This is a genomic window from Symbiopectobacterium purcellii, from assembly GCF_052050035.1.
GTDB classification, from domain to species: domain Bacteria; phylum Pseudomonadota; class Gammaproteobacteria; order Enterobacterales; family Enterobacteriaceae; genus Symbiopectobacterium; species Symbiopectobacterium purcellii_A.
The window spans coordinates 2,843,848-2,866,738 of the sequence record NZ_CP189882.1 but is presented as its reverse complement, the minus strand read 5'-3'; the positions used below and the strand labels follow the sequence as shown (position 1 = coordinate 2,866,738).

Below are 22,891 nucleotides of genomic sequence, written 5' to 3'. Positions count from 1 at the left end.
TAAATAACCGGTAACTGTCAGATCAGGTCTGAGCTAGTACAGCTCATTCAGGCAGCGATTCACTGCCGGGGCAAAGCCTCACAAATGGCTTCATCGTTAAAAATTGACCGCACATCCTTCTGGCGTAAACTCAAGCAATTTAATATCCATCTTGCCGATTACAAGGTAGGTTGACCCCTTTTTGGACAAGACACATCAACGAAGCGTTCAACAATATCGAGTACCGTCAGCGTTGCGTCTATCTGCGCTGACGGGATCGTCACCCCGAAGGTCTCAAGCTGCATCAGTAAATCGACCATCTCGACCGAGTCCAGGCCTAACGTGACGATTACGCTATCATGCAACCCAATGTGCTCAATCGGGATACCGCTCACCTGATGAATCAATGCTTTCACCTGGCGCTCATTATCGCTCCCGCTTATCACGCCATCATCCTCGTGACACCTGTGAAGACAGGGTGCGCCTCACGCCAGGCATGGTGGTCAAGACTCGAGAATTGCGTTTTTCGCTGTATTTCTCTACCAACTTCTGAGCATTGCGGCTTAATTGGTAAAAATCTTGGTGCAATTTCATTTTACGAAATACCTCGTTGATATAGAGCTGCTGCATATCACTGCGCTCCTCAGTGCCAACTTCCGCAAGGAATGCTCTATCCAGGAAGTGACCCAACGATTTGGTGTATACCCCATCCGCGCGCAGGACCAGTTTATTAATGCTCTCCTGCTCCTGTTCATTGTCTTGAACTTCATCACTCAGCCAGCGCTTCAGCAATGCCAGATCTGCATCGTTGATAGCGGATGAGGAACCGCCTACTGAAGAGGTGGTATCCGAACGGCCCGCTTCTCCGATCGCAGAAGAATCATCATTTGCCGCAGACCCCTTTTCAGCCACAACGGCGGAGAGATCGGCCCCAGCGGTACGGTACGCCTCCAATGAGGCAAAGGGGTTAATATTCTGCGTGGGTGACAGCGTGCCAATCTGGAAATTATCCAGAGGCGATCGCGCGGATGACATCGACGATATATCAGAATTAGCAGAACTCACGGAACTGCTGGTGGAAGCATGCCGCTTTACCTGAACCCGGAGTTCCTGTTGGTGCTCAGCCACTGGCGAGCTGGGCTGCATGCTATCCGTATCGATAATAAGGGGCTCTGCTACTGTGGTCAGATTTCCATTAGGCAACGTCGAACGCGAGGATAAATCTTGCATGCTGATGCCGTTTAGTCGGCTAAGCAGTGGGTAGCGGTTGAATAAATTCTCTGGCGTCTCGCTCCTTTCTCCCATCGCGGCGATCAACCCCTGCAATAATGTGAAGCGTTGATCCTGGTCGAGCTTATCTGAAGCCAAGAGCTTTTCGGTCATAGAACTCCAGGGATCAGGTGGCGTCGTTGGGGTATTCCCCCCGTACGCTGTCGCCGTCGCCTTGCTACCATAAACGGTAATGTTTCCTGGGGAAGAGGATGATTGTGGTGAGTAATTTCCGTTCACGGTGCCCGTTGAATCTGACGTTCCCACTGCCGTTTCTGTGGTGCTTGGCTTTGCCACGCCAGTGGGCGTCTGACGTCGAAGCGCTAAAGGAATCGACGCCACGGCACCAAACATTTTCATATAGCCATAGCGGATAATAGCCCCGCGAATATCCGAGCGATCCTTAATAGCGGATTTTGCCTCTTTGGTGACGTCCATACTCTCTTCATCAAGCACGTTGAGGTACATGCGAATAGTGCTATCGAAAATCTGTTCGATATTCGAGCGAGCCCAGTCAAGATCGGTAATTTTATGGTATTCGCACCACGCATTGATCGACTGATTGAGCATATGCGCAGTGAGGTCTTTAACGATATCCTTACCGTAGGTTTCAAGCAGCGGCGCGGCTTCAACCCAAAATTGTTTATCATCGTTGGTAACGTTTTTTACATGTTTCTTCAGGCTAATGTCAGTGTTAAATTCCTTATCCTCGTTTATTACTTCAGAACAAAAAAGATCGCAAAGTTTTTGATAACATGCTTTATCGGAGGAGGTGAAATTACTTTCCTTTGTGGAAAGCATGCCCAATACACTTTTGAATAGCTCACGGTCTTCAACGGTGGTGTTGGTATTACGCACCGCTTCGGGTAGCGTAGATTGCGACTGCGTGTGAATGAGTCCGTAGACACACCCAAGTTTGTCCGGTGCCTTAATGAAATTTTTTACGGCTAGCGAAAGTCCTTCGTTGGTGCAGCCAGCCATATTATCAGTAATTGTCTCTGCCTTGGGTAGATCACGGTTCATTCGATTATAAATATCAGCCTGAATATACCGACCAAAACCCGGGCTCACATTTCCAGATGGCCCAATTGTCATAAAGCCTCCACAATAATCAGTAATTAACTAATTTTCTAAAACTAACAACGATATTATTCCTTACTCGTTCTATATGTTTAGCCACCGCGCGCCAACACCGTGAGCAGGTAATTTCCGCTCTCGGTTCAGGTATTCTAGGACGCATCGCATCCATATGGGCATTGATCCCCGGATTATCCGAATAAATCGGTTGCTGATTAAATATCGGGATTTTTCTAAAATAGCGGATACCGTTTTCTCGTTGATAAATCTCTCTCTGCCTGTCCGTCATTGGAATGTTTTTTATTCTCTCAACATTCTTCGGTGTGTAATAAACACTTTGATAAACATAGTCTTTCACACCCCATAAATTTGATGTTATCGTCACCGGACTCCTCATCAAATTATAATACGGCGTGGGAAGTTCATTACTGTTTTTTAGTCTGAATACCATAATTATTAAAAAAAGGCTAATTGAGTATTAAGACAGTGCTTTTAGAACGTCTCTGGCACTATCACCTAGCGTACTGATAACACTGCTCAGTACTCTGTTCAAATTATCAAACGTGCTGTTTGCCTGACTGTATCGCTGGGCAAAAGATTGCATGTTACTCTGAAAAGCACTGCTTACAGAAGTGAAACTGGTCAGCCAGGCTTGATAGCGTGTGAGATATATTTCGCTATATGAGCCATCATCTGTGACTTTCGCCAAAACCACGCTATCATAAGTGTCCATATTAAAACTGATTTTCCCATCGGTAGCGACCTTGAAGGCTGGTTCCAACGTTGCCACCATCTCTTTTTGCTGGCTGGGGCTCATTTTATCCCAGTAAGGCACGCTACCAAGCTGAATCTTGTCGAGATATTCATCTTTAAAAGCCTTATATCCGCATTCTCGCAGGTTGGGTTCATCAAATTTTACTGAATTTGCGTTTTTTACTTGATGTGTACAATCAGAGTAAACTTTCTGCACAGTTTTATTATACCCGTCATACATCTGAGTGTATTTCTGCAATAAATTGCCATAGAAATCCACGTAGTTGGTTTTAACGTTTGCGATAATTTTAGTAAGTTCTGCCCAGAGATCCGCGTAACTGGTACTCGATGTAAACGGTTCACTTGGATTGTCTGCGCTTCGTCGGGCACGAGACGGCGTGGATTCAGATTCCTCATCAGGGAAAGCGACCTGTGCCTGATAAGCCAAATTTTCCGATTTTGCTACTGCTGCTTTATTCTTTAATTTATCGTCACGAATCTGCGATTGAATCTTGTTAAGCTGCGTTTGGATTGCGCACTGTAACGCCGTCAACTGCGCTTTTATGTCATCGGAATTTTCTCCCGACAATTCATTTTTTTGTTGCGAACGCCGGATTTCATCAACGTACTGTAATAATTTATCACCCGATGCCGGATTGGATTTCATATTGAAATGGGTGAGCGATTGCTCAATACTGAGCATTTTCTCATGCATCTCATAGAATGATAATGGCCATTCGATTAGCTTATATCCCTCCTTGTTGTCAGCAATAAGAGATAACAAAAAAGTTTTCACATCATTCCGCGAATAAGTATCAGAGGCATCAGGTGTTCCCTGCAAATGCGCTGCTATGGTATAAGCGTCTGTATTCACGCGTGGGAATATTGCCGTACAAGCCGGTAAAAGCAGATTTGAAATAGTCATTTTTTCGCCAAAAAAGAAAAGGGATAACAACACAATATAAACTGGGTATCGTCATTAAATACGCGAATACATTATGCCATCTTGCTGGCAACCGCCGAGACCGCATCATTGTTATTATTAAGAATAGCCAGTAACGCTTGTCGTAAAGCCGATTCACCCTCACTGGATTTTTTGGCCGTTTGCTGATGAACATTATCGACTTCACTGCTCACCGTTTGATTCGCTCGCATTATTTCAGCATCTTTGTTTTGCTCGGCAGCAGTAACACCGTACGATCCCTGTGTAATATCATGAATCGACCTACTGGCTTGAACCAAAGCATCAGATTGAATGCGGGTTTTCTGCGATGTATTCGATATTTGTTGATGAGAATCGCGAAGAGAAATACTTTCCGAATTCAGTTTTGAATGCGCACGTTTCAAACGCGCGGTAACGTCATCCTCGACAGTGATACCTTCACTCACCAATTTATCCCTATGGCTCTGTAGGCGATTTTTCGTCTGTTCTGCTAGTTCGTTAAGCCGGTTGGATCTTTTCAGATTGTTTTCTATTGAAGCCGATTCTGCTTTTAACGATCTTCCTGCTGTGAATGCCGAGACGCTCTGCATTCCCATGCTTAACGCTCCAGAAACGATGGCACCCGTCTGGCTCTCCCGTGCTGAGTTAACCAAGTGCTGCCCAGTCGCATTCGCCGAAGCCATTGTAATTTGAGACCACTGTGCGGCCGACGCATTAAAATGCGCTTCCTGACGATTTAATGACTGCAAGATACTGGTAAACGCATCTAAAATCCCCATATTGCCCATCACGTTGCTATAACGATAACCGCCAGGACTTGGTGGTGTAGTATCCGTCCCCCCGTCAACAACGGCATATGAACGTCCCCGCTCAGCCGTGTATTCCACCGTGTTTGCCATCGTGTTCTTGCCTGGCTTTTCATTTGCACTGCGCGTTGCCGGATTATCTATTCCAGACAGAAGCTTTGCGCTGCACAGGGTCGCGGCGCGCGCAACAACCTGTTCTATCTTATCGATATCACTTCCTTGCTGGGAATCCATCAGCCTTTGCGCCAATTCGGCTTTAGTATCTGAAGGTATTGCTTTATTGGTTGATGCAGGAAGCATCAATTCAACAGGCAGCGTATTGGCGTAGGCGCTATCCGCGTCTCCGATACTTCTGGAAGCAGAGGCCAGATCCGCCAAAGAAAGCACATCTGGCGAACGCAGAGTAAAAGGCTGTGCTGAGGAAACAGTATTATCCGTATTTACATTCAATCCGTTTTGAGTTGCGACCGGCGATAATGTCGTAATCATATTTTTCAACTCCGTATAAGTAAATGTCTCTGTTTTGAAAGCCCCTAATGATAAACAGGATTACCCGGCAACATGTTGCATTTTTCGGGTTATATACTTTCCCGCTTGCATCTGGTTTTCCGCCACGACAGCCATATTTTCAATAATTGCATTTGTTGCCTCAATGCGATGAGTAAAACTCTCTACCATTCGGTCCAATAGCGTATTTAATACACTCTGCAATGCCAGATCTTCTAGCATTTTGGCACGCAGTTTTTCTGCTTCTACCTTAGTTCCGGCAACAGCAATGTCCATACCGGTTTGAATTGCAACGTTTGCGGTCATTGCGGCATTTTGGGATTGCTGTGTAATATTAATGAGTCTGGCACTCTTGATATTCTGAACAGCTATAGAACGTGCAGCAGTTGATCCCCATGACATAATGAGTCGTCCAACAGCGTTATCCATCATTTTTTGCAACATCCTTTTTGCTGCCTCCTTAGTGGATTGCACAATCGCAGTGGAAGCCAGTTTATCTGCCAATTTACTAATAAGACTTCCAGCCACCATAGCTGCTGCAATTAATAGAACAACGGCAGTAATTGCCCCCATTATTTCACTTATCATTGCCGCTGTTTCTTTATCAACCCCAAGCGACTCCAAAATAAATGAATAATATTTAGCCAGCAATTCCATTAATGGCTTAACGACGTTTTCCATAAAAGGTTGCATAGCCTGCTCTATAAAAGACTCGCCCGTTATCGCTTGATAGATGGCATCGCCAGCCGTCAATGCTAACCCGACGGCAGCCAGTGCCAATGATGCCCCCCCAGTGAAAATCGCCGCTGCGAAACCGACAATAGTGAGAGCCCAGCCGAGAATTTTACCGATACAGCCCATGGTTTTTTGCATATCTTCTGCTTTACGCTGCTCAATCTCATACTCGCGCGCTTTTTTTTCAGAATCTTTGGCCGCCGCCTCTGCCAGCTTTTGTTTCAATGCAGAACTTGCCTGTAAATCCTCACTGGCACTTTTATTAATGAGTTCAGCAATGATAGCCAGTAAATAACAGAGACTTTTTGCACCTTCATTTTGCTGTTTCCGCTTGTATTCAATAACGGAAATTTGCTGTGCAGGTACAGCCCCCATCAGGGTTTGGGCCTTCTGCTTGGTGTTTTCCAGAAGCGCTCTACTGGCGGCTTCTGCCAGTCGTGCAGGCTCCAGTTGGTTTTTGAGTACATCCTCATACTGGGCCACAGACTGCGCTTTGCGGTTAAATGCCTCGGTAACAGCAAATTTCGCTTCCTCGATTTTCTTGCTCAACTCAGGGGATAGCACGCCGTTCTCTTGTAATTCCTGATCTGCCTGATTTTGCAAAAACTGCAACGTCTTCTGTGCATCGGTATAAGTATCTGTCGCAACGGCAACTTGCTGTTTTAGTCCATCGGCCCGTTTCTGCGCTTGCGACAACGCATCACTGTCATCAGCCCAGCGTTGAGCATCGTTCTCTAATTGATCGGCGAGCGCACGGTATGCCTGAGAATGCCCTTCCAGTTGCGCATTGTAAATTTTCAGTTGTTCAACCATTTTCTGTAATGTCGCATCGCCAGTCAGCTGATTCATTTTGCCTAACAAGCTCGTCATGCGAGCAGATGCGGTCAACGAATCCTCAAGATGGTCTGCGCCTGATGCGATTTGGGACAGCGGAGATAAAGCAAAAGGCTCGGAGGCCAATTGCGGTATATTGGCATCTAGTGATGTCCGGAGCTGAGCTGCGTTTCCCTGCAATGCGTTAGTGGTATTTTGTAAAATGGCAGTCAACTGCTCTGGCTGTAACAATTTCATTGCCACGGCAACAGAATCTCGTTGCGGATGCTCCCTTAGCCCAGCCTCACCAAAACGCTTGATAGCCGTGCTCTGTTTTATTAATTCAGCGCGATGTGTTTCAACTTCACCGCCGCCAGATAATGCGAATGCCGCAGAAAAATCATCAATAGCTATGTTCATTATTACTCCCTATTAGCATCCTCTTTTTGAGATCCATTTTCTTCGTTAGCATCCATGTCTTTTAAGGCGGCCAAATACGCCTGTGCCTTCTCTGTCAAACTTGCGTCAGTGCATTTTTCGGTTACAATATCAAAACACTTACTCGCCTGAACCGAACGACAAAGCATCAGGTTACACTGCCCAGCATAGAGCATGGGTCGATAATCATTTTCCGAAAGTGAATATGATAATGCATAAAAATCAATGGCTTTTGAGTAATTCTTTTTGAGTTGATAAACCGCTGCCAACCCCATTGCATATTCTGGGTTATAAAAATCGTAGATGCATAAAAAGCGAAAAAGAGATTCAGCGTCATCTAACTTGCCCATATGGTAAAAATCATAAGCAAGTTTATAAACATCACTCATTGTTTCATTAGATACGCCATGAACATCTTTTAACGTTGCGCCATTATGAATGGCATCCATGAGTTGCTCTGAATAATCTTTGAGCAAGGTTTCCTCAACCTCATCACGCAATTCATTTTTAGCATCCATTACCTTTTTAAAACTCATTTTAGACCTTCCATATTATTTATAAAATGGAAAAATGTTAATACAACGACAATTCATCGAGAATACAGACAGTAATGAATACATGCACTATCATACTGTTCCCTAATGAAGCACGGGTACAAAAAAAACATACTATTGTTTCTTATCACATAACTCCCCTCCTGAATCTTCCAATGGCGTTTCTTGAGAAATCTCGCCTTCAAATTCAGCACCATCATTATTACTGTCAAAAGCATCCAATTCTTCAATTTCAACACGACGCAACCATATCAATATATCCATAACAGCCATAAGTGCATCATCATTTATTGAAATAAAGCTGTATGTAGTGTAGCTACTATAAAGTCTCCTTGCCAATTTCACGTCACGAACAACCGGTACTCCTTTTTTTTCCGCATAGGCAATTGCCGCCTGCGCTTTCATGTTTGAGCACCGTAAAGAGATAAACGGAAAATAAGCCACATCCATATTAAAATAAATGGCGACCGCAATATGCGTTGGATTCGCCATCATCACCTCTGAGTTTCGAATGGCGGTTCGTTCTTCACTTGAGAGAATTTCGTGATGTGCGCGACGTCGGGCTCGCTTGATTTCAGGATTGCCATCCAACTCTTTTCGCTCTTGTTTTACCTCATGCTTATCCATCTTCATCTCTTTGATATAGAGAAAGTATTCAACAATGAATTCCGCCAACAAAACCAGCAACGACCAGAGAAAAAAGAGCAATATGCTTTTTATGGTAACCGACACCCAATAAGTAATTAACTGCATAAGGGTGCCATGATAAACTGAAAGTATATATTTCAATTCATTAACAACGAGGGTGTAGCAAGTGCCAAACAATACACCCAGGTACAAAAATGATTTCACAAAATCTTTAGCAGTCCTAAGACTAAATATCCGTTTAAAACCTTCAATGGGATTGAGTGCCTTGAAATTCAAACGCAAAGCTTCAGAAGCTATTGAAAATTTCGTTTGCAATAATGTTGTAGCAAACCCGACGACGATACACAGGATGAGAAAAGGCAAACACATCTGTAATAAAACCAGAACCAATTGAGTGCTATACCAAATAACAGTCATCTTATCATTATATAATAAAGCAGCACTGTAGAGGTCGATAAGTGGACCAAAATCCAGACCACTTCCCAGGAAAAAAATACCTGAAATTAATACTGCCGTTGCAACAAGATCACGACTGCGGAAGGTTTGCCCTTTCTTTGCTGAATCACGCCTTTTCTTTTCCGTCGGTTTTTCTGTTTTCTCAGCCATATCATTTGCTCCCTGGCGTCAAATAAAAAAGCGTTGAAACGCCTGTAAAGAAAAAAGAGGTAATGGTTTTTCAGTAAATGAATGGAAACCATAGAGCAAAAAGACAGCAAAAGCGATGGCACTTTTGATGGTCAGCGAGAGTGAAAACGGATTAAGCTGTGGGCAATAACGCGAAAAAACACCTAACAATACTTCTGACAACATCATGACAATGAGTACCGGTGCCGCTAGCATGATACTACCTTGCATTAGTAGCAATAATAACTGCCCGGTTTCGTTAATGTTCATCTCAGTCAATTCACTGCCTTTGGGCAATACCCGGTAGCTTGCTGACAATACGTCAACCAGCAAACGCATACCGCCATGGGCAAAAAAGATCGCGCCAAAGGCAAAATTGAAAAAACCAGAGATAATGGAACCTTGAACACCGTGCACGGGATCGATGCTATCACTTATCGTCGCACCGCGTTGGTTATCGATGAGTTCACCCAGCGCTATCACCATCCAAAAAGGCAGGCAAAGCGTTACGGCTAAAACCAGCCCCACGACGAGCTCTTTTACCAACAAAATGCCGCCCCCCAGACCAGTAACGGGACTCGCCTCAACGCAGGGCCATAAGCCAATAATCACAAGGAATATTACGGTGTTTTTTACAATAAGATTCGCCAATACTCGCTCACCTAAAATGGGTAACATATAAAAAACAAGCGCCATTCGAGCGTAGGCAAGCATTAAAACCATGACATTATGTTGAAAATACAAAAAAAGATTAGTGAATAACATGATGTTATTTCTCACTGAAAAGCCATTGAAAACACCTGGTATGAGAAATAGAGCATCTCTGCTGAAAACCAATCAATCAGCATGAACAAACTGGCAAATACGGCCAATAACTTTACGCCGAAAGGCAATGTTTGTTCCTGTATTTGCATTACTGTTTGAAATAGACCCACCACAATCCCTACTGCAGTCGCAAAAGCAATAGGAACAGCCGTTAATTTAAGCACCAACAATAATGCATTATTTCCAACAAAGAGGATATTATTCATGATGTCATAAGTTCTGTATATTGGGTAATTAACCCCTTGGTTAACAAGCTCCAGCCATTCATTGCGACGAATAGAATCAACTTGATCGGGATAGAGATCGTGACGGGGCTCATCATCATCATTCCAAGCGCTAAAAGAATACTGGAAACTACCATATCAATAACAACGAATGGCACGTAGAGATAAAAGGCAATTTTGAAAGCGCTCTGAATTTCACTCAACGCATAGGCTGGCATGAGCGTCATCAACGGCAATGATTCCACTTCATGCTCCTCCAATTGAAGGGCGTTATCCTTGTCACCTTGCTGGACATTGTAGAAAAAATAAATAAGATCGCGGTCGGAATAATGCACCAGATAGTTTTTGTAACTACCTAACCCTTGATCCATAAACAAATCGACTGACTGCGTATCATTAAAATTGATATTATTTCGCTCAACAAATTTCAGTATGTTTTGAGTGACTGGCATCATAACAAAGGCAGTCATGATTAATGCTATGCCATTCAGTGTCAACGTTGAAGGTACTTGCTGAATCCCCAATGCATTACGAACCATGATAAGTACGATAGAAAATTTTATAAAACAGGTTCCACCGGCAATAACAAAAGGTAACAATGTAAAGAATGAGAGCAGTATAATTAGTGAAACATCATTACTCAGCATATATTGCGTCCGTTTGCCCTACGGCTGTGCCGTTCATACTGTTTACCTCTACAGCCAATGAGCCGTCATCCAGTACAACTAACTCACCGCGCGCAAATAGCTTGCGATTGAGATAAATTCTGATCTTTTTTTCCGCATTGCTATTTAACGGTAACTGCGCACCTGGCTGCAAACTATCCAATTCGCCGACCGTGAGCGACACACTGTCTAATACAAACTCAATATTGATGGGCAAATTCATCCATTCAAATGTTATTTCATCTTCGTCGCGTAGCGCATCGTCTGAATCTGCGATGTAAAATTCCTCCACAAAAACCTCCAAGTCCTGAGTTAAACAAAAATGTGCAATTGGGCAATGCTCAATAAGCAGCATGGGATCGTAGCGCTCAATACGCATCAAATCGCCTTTGCCCATCGCCACCAATTGCGCCAGTGGCAAGCGGGTACTGCCCAACCTATAGCGCAGGCTAAAAGGAAGATGTTCAAGCCAGGGGCGGGAAATCAATAGCGTCTGATCTTGGTCCTCTGGCCAGTCGCAACAGAGCAATGAACAGGGCCTGGCAGGTACACGCGTAACAGATACCGGCAACGGACTTGCTGGAATAGCGACGTGTTGAATTACCCACCGTTTATTGGCCACCCACCAATCAGGTTGGTGATGACACAGCCAACGAGAAAGATAGCCAAGCGGCACCTGTTCCCACGCAATACCGGGCAGTTCACACACGCTCGCCGCAGCCCATTCATCAGCATCAACCCATGCCTGGGCAAAATTCTGTTCCTCATCCTCCAAATCGAGACTGAGGTAACGACGCGAGGGACTGGGTAGTGCCATTTCACTGCCCGGAATAGTCAGGGTTATTTCCCCGGCGGCATGCGACTGCCGGGGCCTTTGACGCAACCGCTCCCGCACATTCATTATTGTTCCTCTTCCTGTTCTTTCTGCTGCTGGCCTTGCTGCTGTTCATCTCCGGCGTTATCGGGAAGGAGAATGTGCGGCGTTTGGTTTGGCCAGTGACCAAGTTGCCGGGCTAACGCATCGGAAGCGCGCACATCTGACGGTTGCAGAACCATTGCACTTTCGAACAAGCTGTCACGCCGTAACGTCACCTTGACAGAATGATCACCAAACCAGCGTTGAAATGGGTAACTGATCCGCACCGTTTGATCGTCATGAGAGTCACCAAGGCGCAGCGTATTCAATCTCTCGCGTTTTGTAATCGTGCTAAAGGCGGTGTTCATGAGCTCATTACGCTGTGTGTGAAGTGCTTTAGCGGGTGGACGGGATGTGTCGTAGTGCCCTCTGGTGTCATGCGCAGGGCCAACCGCAGGCACAGACTCCGCCGAAGGCTGCATATCGACAGCACGGGAGGCGTCAAATCGTGTGGCAGGATCAGCCCTATCAGACACCTTGTCAGACACTATGCTGGCCCGTTGCTCAAAAAAGGGAACGACGCCGGATTGCTCAGTGGCTGGTAATGTCATGCTATTGACCGCGATGGGTGCCCCATCATGTACTGCAGCGCGATACGCTCTGGTGTGCGAAACAGGTAAATCACGCCGATGCATGTCCTGATCGTGCAACACCTGTTTTTTTCCCTTTTCTTGCAATAAGGCGCCGTTGTGCTTCAAGCTCAACGGCTTGTCATACAAAATGGGCGTGTAATAATGAAGATACATAATCGTCTTTGAAGGTTGTGTTTCATTGTTTTTCTTTTTCTCTGCTATTCTCTCGAGGGATATTTCACTTTCAGAGTCGGTTTCCGATGAAGTCTGGGTTTCTATTGGTGCATCACCCGATTTTATCTCCATAACTTACTCTCTCCTCAATATCATTTTCAGTATTGGTATCGGCACGTTGAAGTTGGTTACGCCGTAAACGGTGAAGATAGCGTGAAATATTGCTGTGTCTTTTTTCACACCCCATTATCACGCGCTGACATTGTTCAATTTTTTGTTTTTCTATATCAGCATCATTCTGCAAATCAATAATGCGCTGAGCAATATCTTGCTGGTTACTCATCAATACACCCTGCTGCCGAATGCGTTGATACATTTTGCTGCGACTAATCACCCCTGGCGGCATCAACTGAGCAATCTCCATGCTTATTGCTTCATACTCCTTATCGCATTGTGCAATGATGTGACAAAACTCATCCAATAGCGCTTCACTCTTTTTTTTATCATGCCCGGCACGATTTTTTTTATGCTCCAGTAAAGCTAAAAAAGCATTTCCTTTACGCCAGGCATGCATAAAGGTTATCCAAACACGCGGTGATCTCGATTTTCTGCATCATGTCCTGTTTGAGAAAATCTGCCATCTGCTCCTTTTTATTCAGGGCAGTATCGTTTTCAGCATTCTCTCCAGCTTGATATTCGCCCAAGTCCAGATACAGTTGCATATCTTGTTGCCGAAAAAGCAATTCTCGAAAACGTGCTGCGGCACGCTGCTGCTCTGATTGCGTAATATGAAAAAAAAGACGACTAATGCTTTGTAAAATATCAATCGCTGGATAATGCGCTTGAGCAGCCAATCGTTTACTCAAATAAATATGTCCATCGAGGATAGAACGGACTTCATCACCAATAACATCCGGTTCCTCTTCATTCTCAATCAATACCGTATAGAAGGCCGTTATTGATCCCTGCTGAAAGCGCCCTGGTCGCTCTAACAGTTTGGGTAATGCTTCAAACACAGAGGCGGGATAACCGCGACGAGCGGGCATTTCTCCCATACTGAGTGCTGTGTCACGTAACGCTCGCGCATAGCGGGTTATTGAATCAATAAACAGCAGGACATGCTTCCCTTTGGCGCTAAAATATTCTGCCACCCGTGTCGCTATCTGTGCGGCATTATAGCGCTCAATACACGATCGGTCCGATGTGGCGTAAACCAATACCACTTGTGAACGGCGCGGAGATTGCTTCAGCGTTTCGATAAACTCGGTAACTTCACGTCCACGTTCGCCAATCAGCCCAATAACATAAATATCCGCCTCAGAATGTTCAATCAGCATGCTCATCAACGATGTTTTGCCACTGCCGGCAGAGGCGAAAATACCTATGCGCTGCCCCAAACCGCAAGTGAGTAACCCATCAATAGCACGAACGCCCGTCCTCAGTTGCGTATCAATAGGCATGCGCTGGGTAAAATCTTTGGGCTCGCCCTGTACTGCCAGCACTTGCGTCACGCCAGAATCACGCAACGCGTTGCCATCCAGCCTCGCGCGGACATTTCCCATCGCATCAAGCACAGCGCCAGCAACATTGTCATTTAGCGCAATCTTAAACGGTTTACCCGTCGGATAGAGCACATTGCGACGAGAAAAACCCTGGTTATCATTTAGCAGGCTTAACAGCGTATATTCGTGGTTAAAGCCAATAACTTGTGCAAGACCCACTCTTGTTGAATCCTGAAGGGAACGCTGTACCTCACACACCTCGCCAATATAAGTACCCGGTAAATAGGCCTCTATTACGTTTCCCTGAATTCTTACAGGGTGGGCAAGATGGACAAAGTGTTGCGCAACCATGGGTGCACTCCCGTCATTAATTTAAGGCTGTGCGATACTGCTGCAACACCGTTAAAAAGGTATCCAGCATCTCCATAAACGCGGACGCTGATTCACAATGTTTTTCTTTTACCTGGGCACGCAGATCTAAACTATTATCAATCTGGTACAAACACGGTTGCCCTGCATGAAAGGCCTCTTCATTGTGAGCCAATAACAATGGAAATAGATTGGCGCTGCAATAACACAAGGTAGAAAGATTGACTTCACCCAACTGAGCCCAAACCCAAATCTCCTCATCATTACTCTTGATATGGATAGTGGGGATACCATCTTTCATATGTAACGATATCGTAGAGTGATTATTCAGATCTTTATCAAGAACCTCTGACATCCCCACTTCTGCTAAAATCTCGGTTAGCAACGCAACAACATCATATTGCATAATTCACCCGTTAATTTTGTAGTAAACCAATAACATCGATGTCCACACTTTGTGAAACCTCACCAAATGAGAGCACATCCATTTCAGGATAACGTTCTTCAACCAACTTTTTCACAAAACGTCGAATATCAAGAGACACCATTAAAATAATATCTCTGGCATTAACACCGTTGCCATGAATACTTTTTTCTAAGCAATGCATAATTCGCTCAGTTTCTGGTGGAGGCAAGTTGATAAAGGTTCCCCCAGACGTTTGCCTGATACCATTACGTACCACCGCTTCCAGCTCATGTGACATAACAAATGCACGTATTTTTCCTTCCGTAGAAAATCGGTTTGATATATAGCGAGATAACACACCACGCACATGCTCCACTAACATAATGGGATCCTTTTCTTTCGGAGCCCACTGTACCAATGCCTCAAGAATCAACCTCATATTCCTGATAGAAATGCGCTCTTGTAGCAAACGTTGAAAAACCTCAGTGATACGCTGAACGGTATTATTTCTGTAACACTCTTTAAGCAACTCTGGGTATTTTTTATCAAGATCGTCAAGCAGTATTTTAGTTTCCTGAATACCGAAAAATTCGGTAATATTTCTCGCCAGCAGCGTCGATGCGCAGACGTAAAATTCATCCTGCGCGCTGCGCGTATAGAATCCAAGGCCGTGAGCTTTTTTGCATTGTTCTTCGGGAAGCCAATAGGTCTTTACTTGATTTACTTCATTAACCTGCACATTGCTGTCCAGAACCTGGTATTCATCACCGCGTAGCAAAATCTTATGCATACCGGGGAAAAGAGGGAAACTGGCGGCCTCAATCTCATTAATTAAAATGACTATTGTATTTTGTGGTGTGTCTTTTTTATAGTTCATCACCACATCAGGTAAACGCACACCGTATTCGATAAAAAAATGACGTTTTAAATACGATGAAAAACCATATTGGTCTACTATTTTTTCATGTCCAGAAAATACGGTAACGATTAAAGGAATGGTTTCTGGGATAAACTCACCGTCGATCACAACAGGTTTCCCCTTCTCTTCAATGTCGTTCTCTTTCTGATCTGAACGTGATGCCATCGCTCCCCGTTGATTTTCTTCCCGTCGGTGTTTGATATAGAGCCCAAACAGCAGTGCGGCCAATAGCAAAAATACGGCTAATGGAAAACCGGGCAACAGGCCAAGTGCGATGGCAAGAACGCCGGTAACCACCAGTATGAATTTATTAGAAAACATATCCTGAATGATCTTAGATCCCAGATTAGTATCTTCGCTATTATTTACACGCGTAACAATCAAACCACCACTAATGGAAATGAGGAGCGCGGGTATCTGTGCTACCAACGCATCACCTATCGTCAACAGCGTATAAACTGAAAGCGCTGCCGACATGCTCATTCCATGTTGCATCATTCCAACCGAAATGCCACCCAGCAGGTTAACAAATATGATGACAATCCCTGCGATTGCATCACCTTTGATAAATTTCATCGCACCATCCAGTGCGCCGTAAAGTTGACTTTCGGCCTCCAATACTGCTCGTCGCTGCCTTACTTCATTTTCGTCAATCACTCCGGCTTTGAGATCGGCATCGATGCTCATTTGTTTTCCAGGCATGGCATCAAGCGAAAAACGTGCCGCAACCTCAGCGATACGTTCAGAACCTTTAGTAATAACAATAAATTGAACAATGGTAACGATAAAGAAAATAACAAAGCCAACAATGAGGTTGTCGGCAATCACGAACTCACCGAAACTGGAAATAATGTCTCCAGCATCGGCATCCATCAACACTAAACGACTTGTACTGATGGATATCGCCAATCGAAAAATGGTACTGATTAATAAAATGGCAGGAAACGATGAAAAATCCAGAATCCTATTAATGTAAAATGACCCTAAAAATATCATCAATGCCATTGTCAAATTGAAACCAATAAGAAAATCGACCACATACGTAGGCAAAGGGATAATCAGCATCACGACGACAAGAATCATTATCAATAAAATAATGAGTTCTGGACGATTTCTAGTCTCTAGAATAAAATTCTGTAGTATCATATTTCAGCATCATGTCTATATCAAAGTAGTTATGCTTTACATCAGGAGTAGTAATCAGACCATGGCCCTTTCCGACAATCTTTATCATGAAAGTACGTCAGCAGCGCAGAAATAAAATCCAATAGGTATTGCCGACACTCTGGATCAATGAACATTCGTTCTGGTGTTTTATTATACACCCCTCTTAATATCTGAATCACCGTGGCACGCTGTGTTAACCGTAAACGTTGCATAAAATCATGGTGAAAATTATGAAGAGAACCTTCAAACTTATGACTTTCGATAATGCCATTCAGGTAAAGAATGACTATATCACTTTCATCCATTATTTTTATTTCATTTTTTAAACTCTCACGAAACGACAGCGTAGAAAATCGTTCATTTAACAGTAAATCTAAAGTGTGAATCGTTCTAGCATCAGATAACCTATTGCTTAACGGACCAAATTCATCAAAATGGATACCTGGCTCACTTGATTTCATATCGGCAATGAGCGCATTCATGGTAAAAGCCAATAAACGCTGGCGGTTATGGCAGCCGTATTGTTCTATCCAATCCTGATAGATAAAACTGCCTGGCAGGTCTAATTCTAAAAAACGCAAGTAACAGTCGCGCAAGTCTCCAGCAGATAAGTGCTGTTGGCCTTCCATGCTGCTAAAACGTTTTGCAAGATGACCAATATTTATGCCGGAGCGCATTTTTGGGCAATCCGAGAACTTTTCGAGCTCGGCCATCGCCTCTTTTATTCTCTTCTTTTGTAGCGCAGAAAGTTGACGATTAAGCATCAATTCACGTAATGCCAGCATCAGGTCACTGTCATTAGGGAAGAGACTTCTGCCATATTTCAACAATCCATCCCTGTTCAAGGACAATCTGGACACTTGCTTAATCAAGGCATCATGCTTTTCGTCGGCCTTCTCTTCCAACATGGAAGAAAGAAAGTCGTTCTCAATATTGTCGTTCCTGCGGCCCATTCGGCTAAAACGCCCGAATGTACTCAGCACATCAGCAAATTCCTCGGCGGCATTACTGATCTGCTCTTGCAGATTCTTTACTGGCTGACGCTCACTTTCCTCACTGGTGGCAGGCACCGTTGACCGGTTGTCCTCCTCTCGAAAATACATTCGCTGGAGGCTTGCTCGTCCAAGCGGAGGTATCGCCATCTATATACCTTGCCGTTTGTTCATAAATTGCCGCAACATGGTGACGGTTGACTGCAATGTTTCTGTATCTTCACCGGAAAGATTTCGCCCCAGTACCGGGTTATTCTCCCAGCGCCCCTGCCAGGTTTCGCCATATGCTAATAAGCGTGGCTGAATAAGAAACAGTCGTACCATGTTTCTATGGCTGGTATAGGTATAATCAAACAGCTTTCCTACCAGTGGGATATCTTTCAGCAATGGAATACCAGAACTTCGCAACTCATCCTGCTCGCGACTGTAGCCACCAATTAACAGACTGTAGCCCATCGGAACACGGGCCGTGGTGCTGATTTGTGTATTGTTCACAATAGGCAACGTGTCAATACTCTCCATCACACCATTAGCCTGCGGTATTTTCCCATCTTGGATATTGAGTATCATCTCAATTTCCTGACTGTGTTTTCCTAAACGAGGAATAACACTGATCATTGTGCCAAAGGTCACTTTCTCTAATGATGAATAACGCTCTCCCAATAACCGGGTGTAGAAACTACTGTTATTATCAAACAACGCAGGGACATTTTCCTGGGTAAGCAACTCTGGCCGGGAAACGACTTGTGCATTTCCCTTCTCAACCAGCGCAGTAACTTTTGTAAGAAAATTCATACTGTTTGCTGGATTCAATGCGCTTGTAGCACCATTAAAGTTAATACCAACATTTCCTATACCTGCCTGACCTTGCCAAACAACCCCTAAGGCATCTACATCATTTTTCGAGATATCGATAATCCATAGAGAGAGTTGGATTTGCTGTTTGGCAATATCTATAGCGCGAATAAGATCGTCAACAAAAGCGACTTGTTTTTCACTCCCTTGGATCAGTAAGCTATTGGTATCAGTATATGCCACAATATTTATTGCATTACGCTCTACGCCGCTGTAAACCTCATCCTGACGGTCACGCTGGTCATAATTATCCCCAGATAAAGGGAGTGAATTTTTCATTTGGCGAACATATGCCCCCTCTTGGGCATAGCTCATATCATTTTCAATGGCATCTGGTGCATCGGATACCGCTATTTTTGCTCTATTATAGTTCCGTCTGTTGTTAAGTAATTGATTGAGCACTGTTGCTACACCAGGAATAGTTATTGGAGTATCACGCAGTGAAAATTCCCGATCGTTAACAAAGGTATTTCTCAACTTGATTACCTTGATAACATTCTCTCCCGCACCTGGCTGCGAGTAAGTACTATCAATATACTTTGCTGCTGCCGCCACGAGATCAACATAAACAGGTGGTCCCGATAGATAAAATGAACCGGAACCTCTGTGAGATCGAGGAGGGAAACGATCGTCATATAATCCCGTCGATTGTAAATAGGCTTCGAGGCGATTGAACGAAGCATAGGCCAGTTTGATGACACGACTCTGCATCTCATTGACATCGTAAACATAAATCGAACTACCGTCGTCATACCAGATCAAGGCTATCCGACTTGATAGCACATTTAATAATTGGCGTGGTTTCGTCAAATCAAAATTACCTGAAATACGTTTTTTAGCCGCTTCTGTACTGACAATAACCGGTTTTTTTAATACCCCACCAAGTACATAAAAAAGTTGCTGGACGCTATTATTATTAGCAACATAAGTCGTTGTGTTATCGGCTGAAAAAGCGTCTCTGCTGTTTGTTGTATCATATGATGTGATGCTCTCTATCGGTAAGGCACCCGATACAGAAAAAACCATGCTGATTCCTATAACAATCCCTAGCAGATAAAAATCCATTTTACCTATTCTATTCATTCAAAAAGCCTTCCAGATTCTTGAACTCACGTGGCGTTATACCAAAAAGCGTTTTGATTTCCGTGGAGAAATGGGATGACGATGCATAGCCGTTATTCCAGGCAACGGTCGCAATCGATTCATCATTCTCAATCAGTTGTAACGCACTGTATGCAGCGCGCCACATTCTGAGCTGTTTTTTCGGTCCACACGTAAAAGCGTTATAGCAAAGCTTTCTAAAATAGGATTCTGAAACACCATATTCTTTACAGGAATTATAAAGCTTATGTGATTTCATGCTTTTACTGTTATCAAGAACTTGATCCAGCAAAAACTGAGCAACCCAATAGCTCTCAATACCGCGAATAAAATGGCACAGTTTATTGATAACGTCTGTATCGCTGATAAAGTCACGACAAAAAACCAAATCCATAAAGCTCATTTGGGCGTTATCAATGACCGCACAGAAGATTTTTTCTGTTTCAAAGAGGACCTTATGCTGTAAAGGCGCGGCATTCGCCCCCCATAGCCGAGAAGACTCTTTAAATCGATACTCCGTGAAGGCTAAAAAAGTCGCTAACTGGGTAATCAACGATCGTCCTACCAGCCATTTGCCATGAAGCGATAACTCAATAGCACTGTTTGACACCAATACTGCAGACTCATCTCCCGTAAAGGTGACGCGTTCTCGGCTATTCATTATTGAAAAGGTGAATGTCGACTCTGGGGTCAATGGCCGAATAAAGAATAATGAGTCATTAACCCTAAACGTCTCATCAGTGATGACTGAATCTTCAACCATTCCATTATAACCGGGGGTGTATTTACAATTCTGGAGATTTGTATTAGTGACAATACTCTTATTCTGAATCTCTCTATACATAGTGACCTCTGTATAATTCGCATGACATTTATAGAAAATTGCGTCAGCCATACTGAACTGCTCGGCTCATACGCTCTAGAATACTCTAGAATAATAGCGAGCCCACGATAACTATCGGTGCGGTGTGTAGGGCCAGAATATTCACTTAAAAACAACATGTCAAGACACATCAAAAAATGTAAAAATAAATTAATCAAGATAATATATATATCACGGAAATATCATAATTATATTTATACGCATCATTAATCAACACTCGCCGTCTTTAAAGATAGGGGATATTATCTTTTTATCAAAAAAACCGATCACCCCATAACCAAATGATATATAAATAAAACATGACACATCAGGCGCACTGATGTTAAAAACACAAAATAGGCCTACTCAGCAACACAAAACATCACAATAAATAAAAAAATAAAAAAAAAATCAACGCCATATCATTGCTATATTCAATTAGCCCGCTATCATATCCCTACATTTTTTCACCCGACGCTATACAGAATACGATAATAGTATTTGCTAAAGGATATCTCTAACCGTAAAAATAAATGTTGAGCACAAGTGTCCTCACTGACTGAAAACCATTATTGCAATCATACATCACTTAATTATTAAGAGCATGGCGACATCAAGAATTGCCACTCATGTTAAAGGAACAAACGCTTTAGGGTAGCCATATGGATGAAAAACACATTGATAATAATACAACAAATAGAGAGACCTTCACCCTAAAAATCCTTTTTGGCCCTATGTTTGGTTGCGAGTTAAATCTGCCTGCGGATAACTACTTCTTCAACATCCATCCTCCAATAAAGCCGAGTAACACGGGGGGTGATATTCAAGAAGGTGTTGCTAACATGGCATCTTTCGCTTGTAAAACCTTATATATACCTTGCGAAGTCGATTCAGACAACCTTCGTCTTTATTTGACAGAAAAATTAGAAATTGATGGGAAACATGGATATCAGGTTGACATACTGAGTCCCAATAACTCACAGATAGCGCTCATCGAAGAGAATGTTTTTTTTCAACAAGGACATATTCGACTTGCCCTCAAAAAACATCATGAAGAATGGTCAGAGGAATTATCCACCTTCACATGGGCAAAAGAAAGTCAGGTATCTTCTGTACCTGATATCTTGCTAGAAAAATCCAAAAGCAAAGAAATAAAAAAGTATTTATATTTTTTTCTTGTGTTGTCAATAACTTTTATCTCCATTTACATCGCTTGGTATACTTATTCATTACAATCCAGGCATGTCGCCTCACTCAATACAATCCTCGCTGGTTCACCGGCGCCGCTAAAGATAATTAAATCTGACAGTGAAATTTATGTTTTTGGCGAGGGATATCAAGAAATCAATTGGTTACATTATGTACTTTATAAACTTAATGAAACCGCTAAAGTCATCCCTATATGGACAGCAAAAACGCGAAAGGAAGTGATAAAAAAATTACAGAGCAAGGGCTTTCCTGTTTTACAGTTGGATTTGACACTGCCGGAATTTCCGCAACTGTATACCTACAGAAAACTTGATAATGAACAGGAAGCGTCATTAAAAACACTAGCATATCAGTCACTCCCATATGCAAAACGTATTGATGTTTTTTTTAAAGATAAAAAATCCCTTGTAAAGCAAGCCCAGCATGGACTTGAGCGTATTCAGATCCTCTACCGCTGTGTGACGACAGACAGTGGATTTGCGCTGATCATCAGGGATGACCTTAGTGATAGTGCATTAAACTCACTAAATACGTTTATTACTGATTTTTACAATCAATGGGGAGATCAGATAGTTAGTTTCTCGATCAATATGAACGAAAACATATTGAAAGATAAGTCTTATCTTAATACAAAAGAAGGATATATTTTTATATCCCCTAAGCACTGGTATTTTCCACTAAACAAAAAGGACATAAATTATGGCTAAATACACCCCAGTACATCTCGAGAGTATTTTTATCGACAAAATGTCTGGCGATTTTGAAGCGGGCGCAAACACCTTAATGAAAGCACTGAACAAATCCAGAAAGGCTCTCAGAGCAGATTCATCAAACCCCGCTGTTCTGGCTGAGTTTCAGTCTAAATTACATGCTTACACCCTCTTTAGAAATGCACAAACAAGCGTAATCAAAGCCTATAAAGATGTCGGCGCGGCCATCATTCAAAACTTTCGCTAATGCTGTTCTGACTGTTTTTATATTACTCAT

Annotated in this window: 23 protein-coding genes; 3 read left to right on the top strand and 20 right to left on the bottom strand. The window is 43.3% G+C overall.

Annotated elements, in window-relative coordinates; genetic code table 11:
- The first annotated feature begins 3 nt into the window (after window positions 1-3).
- Window positions 4-174: a helix-turn-helix domain-containing protein gene (locus ACQGXV_RS19895; RefSeq protein WP_440867524.1), complete on the top strand. Its 171-nt coding sequence runs from the start codon at window positions 4-6 to the stop codon at window positions 172-174.
- On the opposite strand, the gene ACQGXV_RS19890 is transcribed toward ACQGXV_RS19895, so the two are convergent.
- The 20 genes from ACQGXV_RS19890 to ACQGXV_RS19795 all read right to left on the bottom strand — a co-directional run bounded on the left by ACQGXV_RS19890 (window position 159) and on the right by ACQGXV_RS19795 (window position 20,728).
- The gene (locus tag ACQGXV_RS19890; RefSeq protein WP_440862879.1) at window positions 159-395 is read right to left on the bottom strand and encodes an acyl carrier protein; all 237 of its coding nucleotides are present in this window, start codon (window positions 393-395) and stop codon (window positions 159-161) included. The genes ACQGXV_RS19895 and ACQGXV_RS19890 overlap by 16 nt on opposite strands.
- Before the next feature lie 34 nt (window positions 396-429).
- The gene (locus ACQGXV_RS19885) at window positions 430-2,343 is read right to left on the bottom strand and encodes a hypothetical protein (protein WP_440862878.1); all 1,914 of its coding nucleotides are present in this window, start codon (window positions 2,341-2,343) and stop codon (window positions 430-432) included.
- A gap of 16 nt (window positions 2,344-2,359) precedes the next feature.
- Window positions 2,360-2,710 (bottom strand): hypothetical protein, encoded by a 351-nt coding sequence (locus tag ACQGXV_RS19880; protein WP_440862877.1) that lies wholly within the window; start codon window positions 2,708-2,710, stop codon window positions 2,360-2,362.
- A gap of 93 nt (window positions 2,711-2,803) precedes the next feature.
- Entirely contained in the window at window positions 2,804-4,003 is a 1,200-nt protein-coding gene (locus tag ACQGXV_RS19875; RefSeq protein ID WP_440862876.1) for an IpaD/SipD/SspD family type III secretion system needle tip protein, read from the bottom strand.
- Window positions 4,004-4,074: 71 nt separating this feature from the next.
- Entirely contained in the window at window positions 4,075-5,325 is a 1,251-nt protein-coding gene (locus ACQGXV_RS19870; RefSeq protein WP_440862875.1) for a hypothetical protein, read from the bottom strand.
- Window positions 5,326-5,376: 51 nt separating this feature from the next.
- On the bottom strand, window positions 5,377-7,302 hold the full coding sequence (gene sctE, locus ACQGXV_RS19865) for a type III secretion system translocon subunit SctE (RefSeq protein WP_440862873.1): 1,926 nt from the start codon (window positions 7,300-7,302) through the stop codon (window positions 5,377-5,379).
- 2 nt (window positions 7,303-7,304) lie between these two features.
- Window positions 7,305-7,856 (bottom strand): type III secretion system translocator chaperone SicA, encoded by a 552-nt coding sequence (gene sicA / locus ACQGXV_RS19860; RefSeq protein ID WP_440862871.1) that lies wholly within the window; start codon window positions 7,854-7,856, stop codon window positions 7,305-7,307.
- Window positions 7,857-7,988: 132 nt separating this feature from the next.
- The gene (locus ACQGXV_RS19855) at window positions 7,989-9,128 is read right to left on the bottom strand and encodes an EscU/YscU/HrcU family type III secretion system export apparatus switch protein (protein ID WP_440862870.1); all 1,140 of its coding nucleotides are present in this window, start codon (window positions 9,126-9,128) and stop codon (window positions 7,989-7,991) included.
- Between the two features lie 18 nt (window positions 9,129-9,146).
- Window positions 9,147-9,911, bottom strand: a complete 765-nt coding sequence (sctT, locus tag ACQGXV_RS19850; RefSeq protein WP_440862869.1) for a type III secretion system export apparatus subunit SctT — start codon at window positions 9,909-9,911, stop codon at window positions 9,147-9,149.
- Window positions 9,912-9,922: 11 nt separating this feature from the next.
- Window positions 9,923-10,177: a type III secretion system export apparatus subunit SctS gene (gene sctS, locus ACQGXV_RS19845; protein WP_222158350.1), complete on the bottom strand. Its 255-nt coding sequence runs from the start codon at window positions 10,175-10,177 to the stop codon at window positions 9,923-9,925.
- Window positions 10,174-10,842 (bottom strand): EscR/YscR/HrcR family type III secretion system export apparatus protein, encoded by a 669-nt coding sequence (locus tag ACQGXV_RS19840; protein ID WP_440862868.1) that lies wholly within the window; start codon window positions 10,840-10,842, stop codon window positions 10,174-10,176. Before ACQGXV_RS19840 ends, sctS begins: the two co-directional genes overlap by 4 nt.
- A complete protein-coding gene (locus tag ACQGXV_RS19835) occupies window positions 10,832-11,761 on the bottom strand; it encodes a FliM/FliN family flagellar motor switch protein (RefSeq protein WP_440862867.1) in 930 nt (309 codons plus the stop codon). Before ACQGXV_RS19835 ends, ACQGXV_RS19840 begins: the two co-directional genes overlap by 11 nt.
- Window positions 11,761-12,654 (bottom strand): SpaN/EivJ family type III secretion system needle length determinant, encoded by an 894-nt coding sequence (locus tag ACQGXV_RS19830; protein WP_440862866.1) that lies wholly within the window; start codon window positions 12,652-12,654, stop codon window positions 11,761-11,763. The genes ACQGXV_RS19835 and ACQGXV_RS19830 overlap by 1 nt, the downstream gene beginning before the upstream one ends.
- On the bottom strand, window positions 12,635-13,096 hold the full coding sequence (locus ACQGXV_RS19825) for a hypothetical protein (RefSeq protein WP_440862865.1): 462 nt from the start codon (window positions 13,094-13,096) through the stop codon (window positions 12,635-12,637). The genes ACQGXV_RS19830 and ACQGXV_RS19825 overlap by 20 nt, the downstream gene beginning before the upstream one ends.
- Window positions 13,080-14,375: a type III secretion system ATPase SctN gene (gene sctN, locus ACQGXV_RS19820; RefSeq protein ID WP_440862864.1), complete on the bottom strand. Its 1,296-nt coding sequence runs from the start codon at window positions 14,373-14,375 to the stop codon at window positions 13,080-13,082. The genes ACQGXV_RS19825 and sctN overlap by 17 nt, the downstream gene beginning before the upstream one ends.
- A 16-nt stretch (window positions 14,376-14,391) precedes the next feature.
- Window positions 14,392-14,799 (bottom strand): hypothetical protein, encoded by a 408-nt coding sequence (locus ACQGXV_RS19815; RefSeq protein WP_440862863.1) that lies wholly within the window; start codon window positions 14,797-14,799, stop codon window positions 14,392-14,394.
- 10 nt (window positions 14,800-14,809) lie between these two features.
- Window positions 14,810-16,861 (bottom strand): EscV/YscV/HrcV family type III secretion system export apparatus protein, encoded by a 2,052-nt coding sequence (locus ACQGXV_RS19810; protein ID WP_440867523.1) that lies wholly within the window; start codon window positions 16,859-16,861, stop codon window positions 14,810-14,812.
- A 44-nt stretch (window positions 16,862-16,905) separates the two neighbouring features.
- A complete protein-coding gene (locus tag ACQGXV_RS19805; RefSeq protein WP_440862862.1) occupies window positions 16,906-17,955 on the bottom strand; it encodes an HrpJ domain-containing protein in 1,050 nt (349 codons plus the stop codon).
- 72 nt (window positions 17,956-18,027) lie between these two features.
- Window positions 18,028-19,797: a type III secretion system outer membrane ring subunit SctC gene (gene sctC, locus ACQGXV_RS19800; protein WP_440862861.1), complete on the bottom strand. Its 1,770-nt coding sequence runs from the start codon at window positions 19,795-19,797 to the stop codon at window positions 18,028-18,030.
- A gap of 10 nt (window positions 19,798-19,807) precedes the next feature.
- A complete protein-coding gene (locus ACQGXV_RS19795) occupies window positions 19,808-20,728 on the bottom strand; it encodes a helix-turn-helix domain-containing protein (protein ID WP_440862860.1) in 921 nt (306 codons plus the stop codon).
- Between the two features lie 629 nt (window positions 20,729-21,357).
- Here ACQGXV_RS19795 and ACQGXV_RS19790 point away from each other — a divergent pair.
- Entirely contained in the window at window positions 21,358-22,611 is a 1,254-nt protein-coding gene (locus ACQGXV_RS19790) for a PrgH/EprH family type III secretion apparatus protein (protein ID WP_440862859.1), read from the top strand.
- Window positions 22,604-22,861, top strand: coding sequence for a type III secretion system needle filament subunit SctF (sctF, locus tag ACQGXV_RS19785; RefSeq protein ID WP_440862858.1), 258 nt, complete (start codon window positions 22,604-22,606; stop codon window positions 22,859-22,861). Before ACQGXV_RS19790 ends, sctF begins: the two co-directional genes overlap by 8 nt.
- Window positions 22,862-22,891: the final 30 nt, after the last annotated feature.

What these genes read in the sequence shown, in the direction of transcription:
- sctS (WP_222158350.1), bottom strand. Translation starts at nt 10,177, where the DNA reads ATGAATAATATCCTCTTTGTTGGAAATAATGCATTATTGTTGGTGCTT.
- ACQGXV_RS19815 (WP_440862863.1), bottom strand. Translation starts at nt 14,799, where the DNA reads ATGCAATATGATGTTGTTGCGTTGCTAACCGAGATTTTAGCAGAAGTG.
- sctF (WP_440862858.1), top strand. Translation starts at nt 22,604, where the DNA reads ATGGCTAAATACACCCCAGTACATCTCGAGAGTATTTTTATCGACAAA.
- ACQGXV_RS19835 (WP_440862867.1), bottom strand. Translation starts at nt 11,761, where the DNA reads ATGAATGTGCGGGAGCGGTTGCGTCAAAGGCCCCGGCAGTCGCATGCC.
- ACQGXV_RS19855 (WP_440862870.1), bottom strand. Translation starts at nt 9,128, where the DNA reads ATGGCTGAGAAAACAGAAAAACCGACGGAAAAGAAAAGGCGTGATTCA.
- ACQGXV_RS19795 (WP_440862860.1), bottom strand. Translation starts at nt 20,728, where the DNA reads ATGGCTGACGCAATTTTCTATAAATGTCATGCGAATTATACAGAGGTC.
- ACQGXV_RS19830 (WP_440862866.1), bottom strand. Translation starts at nt 12,654, where the DNA reads ATGGAGATAAAATCGGGTGATGCACCAATAGAAACCCAGACTTCATCG.
- ACQGXV_RS19840 (WP_440862868.1), bottom strand. Translation starts at nt 10,842, where the DNA reads ATGCTGAGTAATGATGTTTCACTAATTATACTGCTCTCATTCTTTACA.
- ACQGXV_RS19885 (WP_440862878.1), bottom strand. Translation starts at nt 2,343, where the DNA reads ATGACAATTGGGCCATCTGGAAATGTGAGCCCGGGTTTTGGTCGGTAT.
- ACQGXV_RS19875 (WP_440862876.1), bottom strand. Translation starts at nt 4,003, where the DNA reads ATGACTATTTCAAATCTGCTTTTACCGGCTTGTACGGCAATATTCCCA.
- sicA (WP_440862871.1), bottom strand. Translation starts at nt 7,856, where the DNA reads ATGAGTTTTAAAAAGGTAATGGATGCTAAAAATGAATTGCGTGATGAG.
- sctE (WP_440862873.1), bottom strand. Translation starts at nt 7,302, where the DNA reads ATGAACATAGCTATTGATGATTTTTCTGCGGCATTCGCATTATCTGGC.
- sctN (WP_440862864.1), bottom strand. Translation starts at nt 14,375, where the DNA reads ATGGTTGCGCAACACTTTGTCCATCTTGCCCACCCTGTAAGAATTCAG.
- ACQGXV_RS19790 (WP_440862859.1), top strand. Translation starts at nt 21,358, where the DNA reads ATGGATGAAAAACACATTGATAATAATACAACAAATAGAGAGACCTTC.
- sctC (WP_440862861.1), bottom strand. Translation starts at nt 19,797, where the DNA reads ATGGATTTTTATCTGCTAGGGATTGTTATAGGAATCAGCATGGTTTTT.
- sctT (WP_440862869.1), bottom strand. Translation starts at nt 9,911, where the DNA reads ATGTTATTCACTAATCTTTTTTTGTATTTTCAACATAATGTCATGGTT.
- ACQGXV_RS19825 (WP_440862865.1), bottom strand. Translation starts at nt 13,096, where the DNA reads ATGCATGCCTGGCGTAAAGGAAATGCTTTTTTAGCTTTACTGGAGCAT.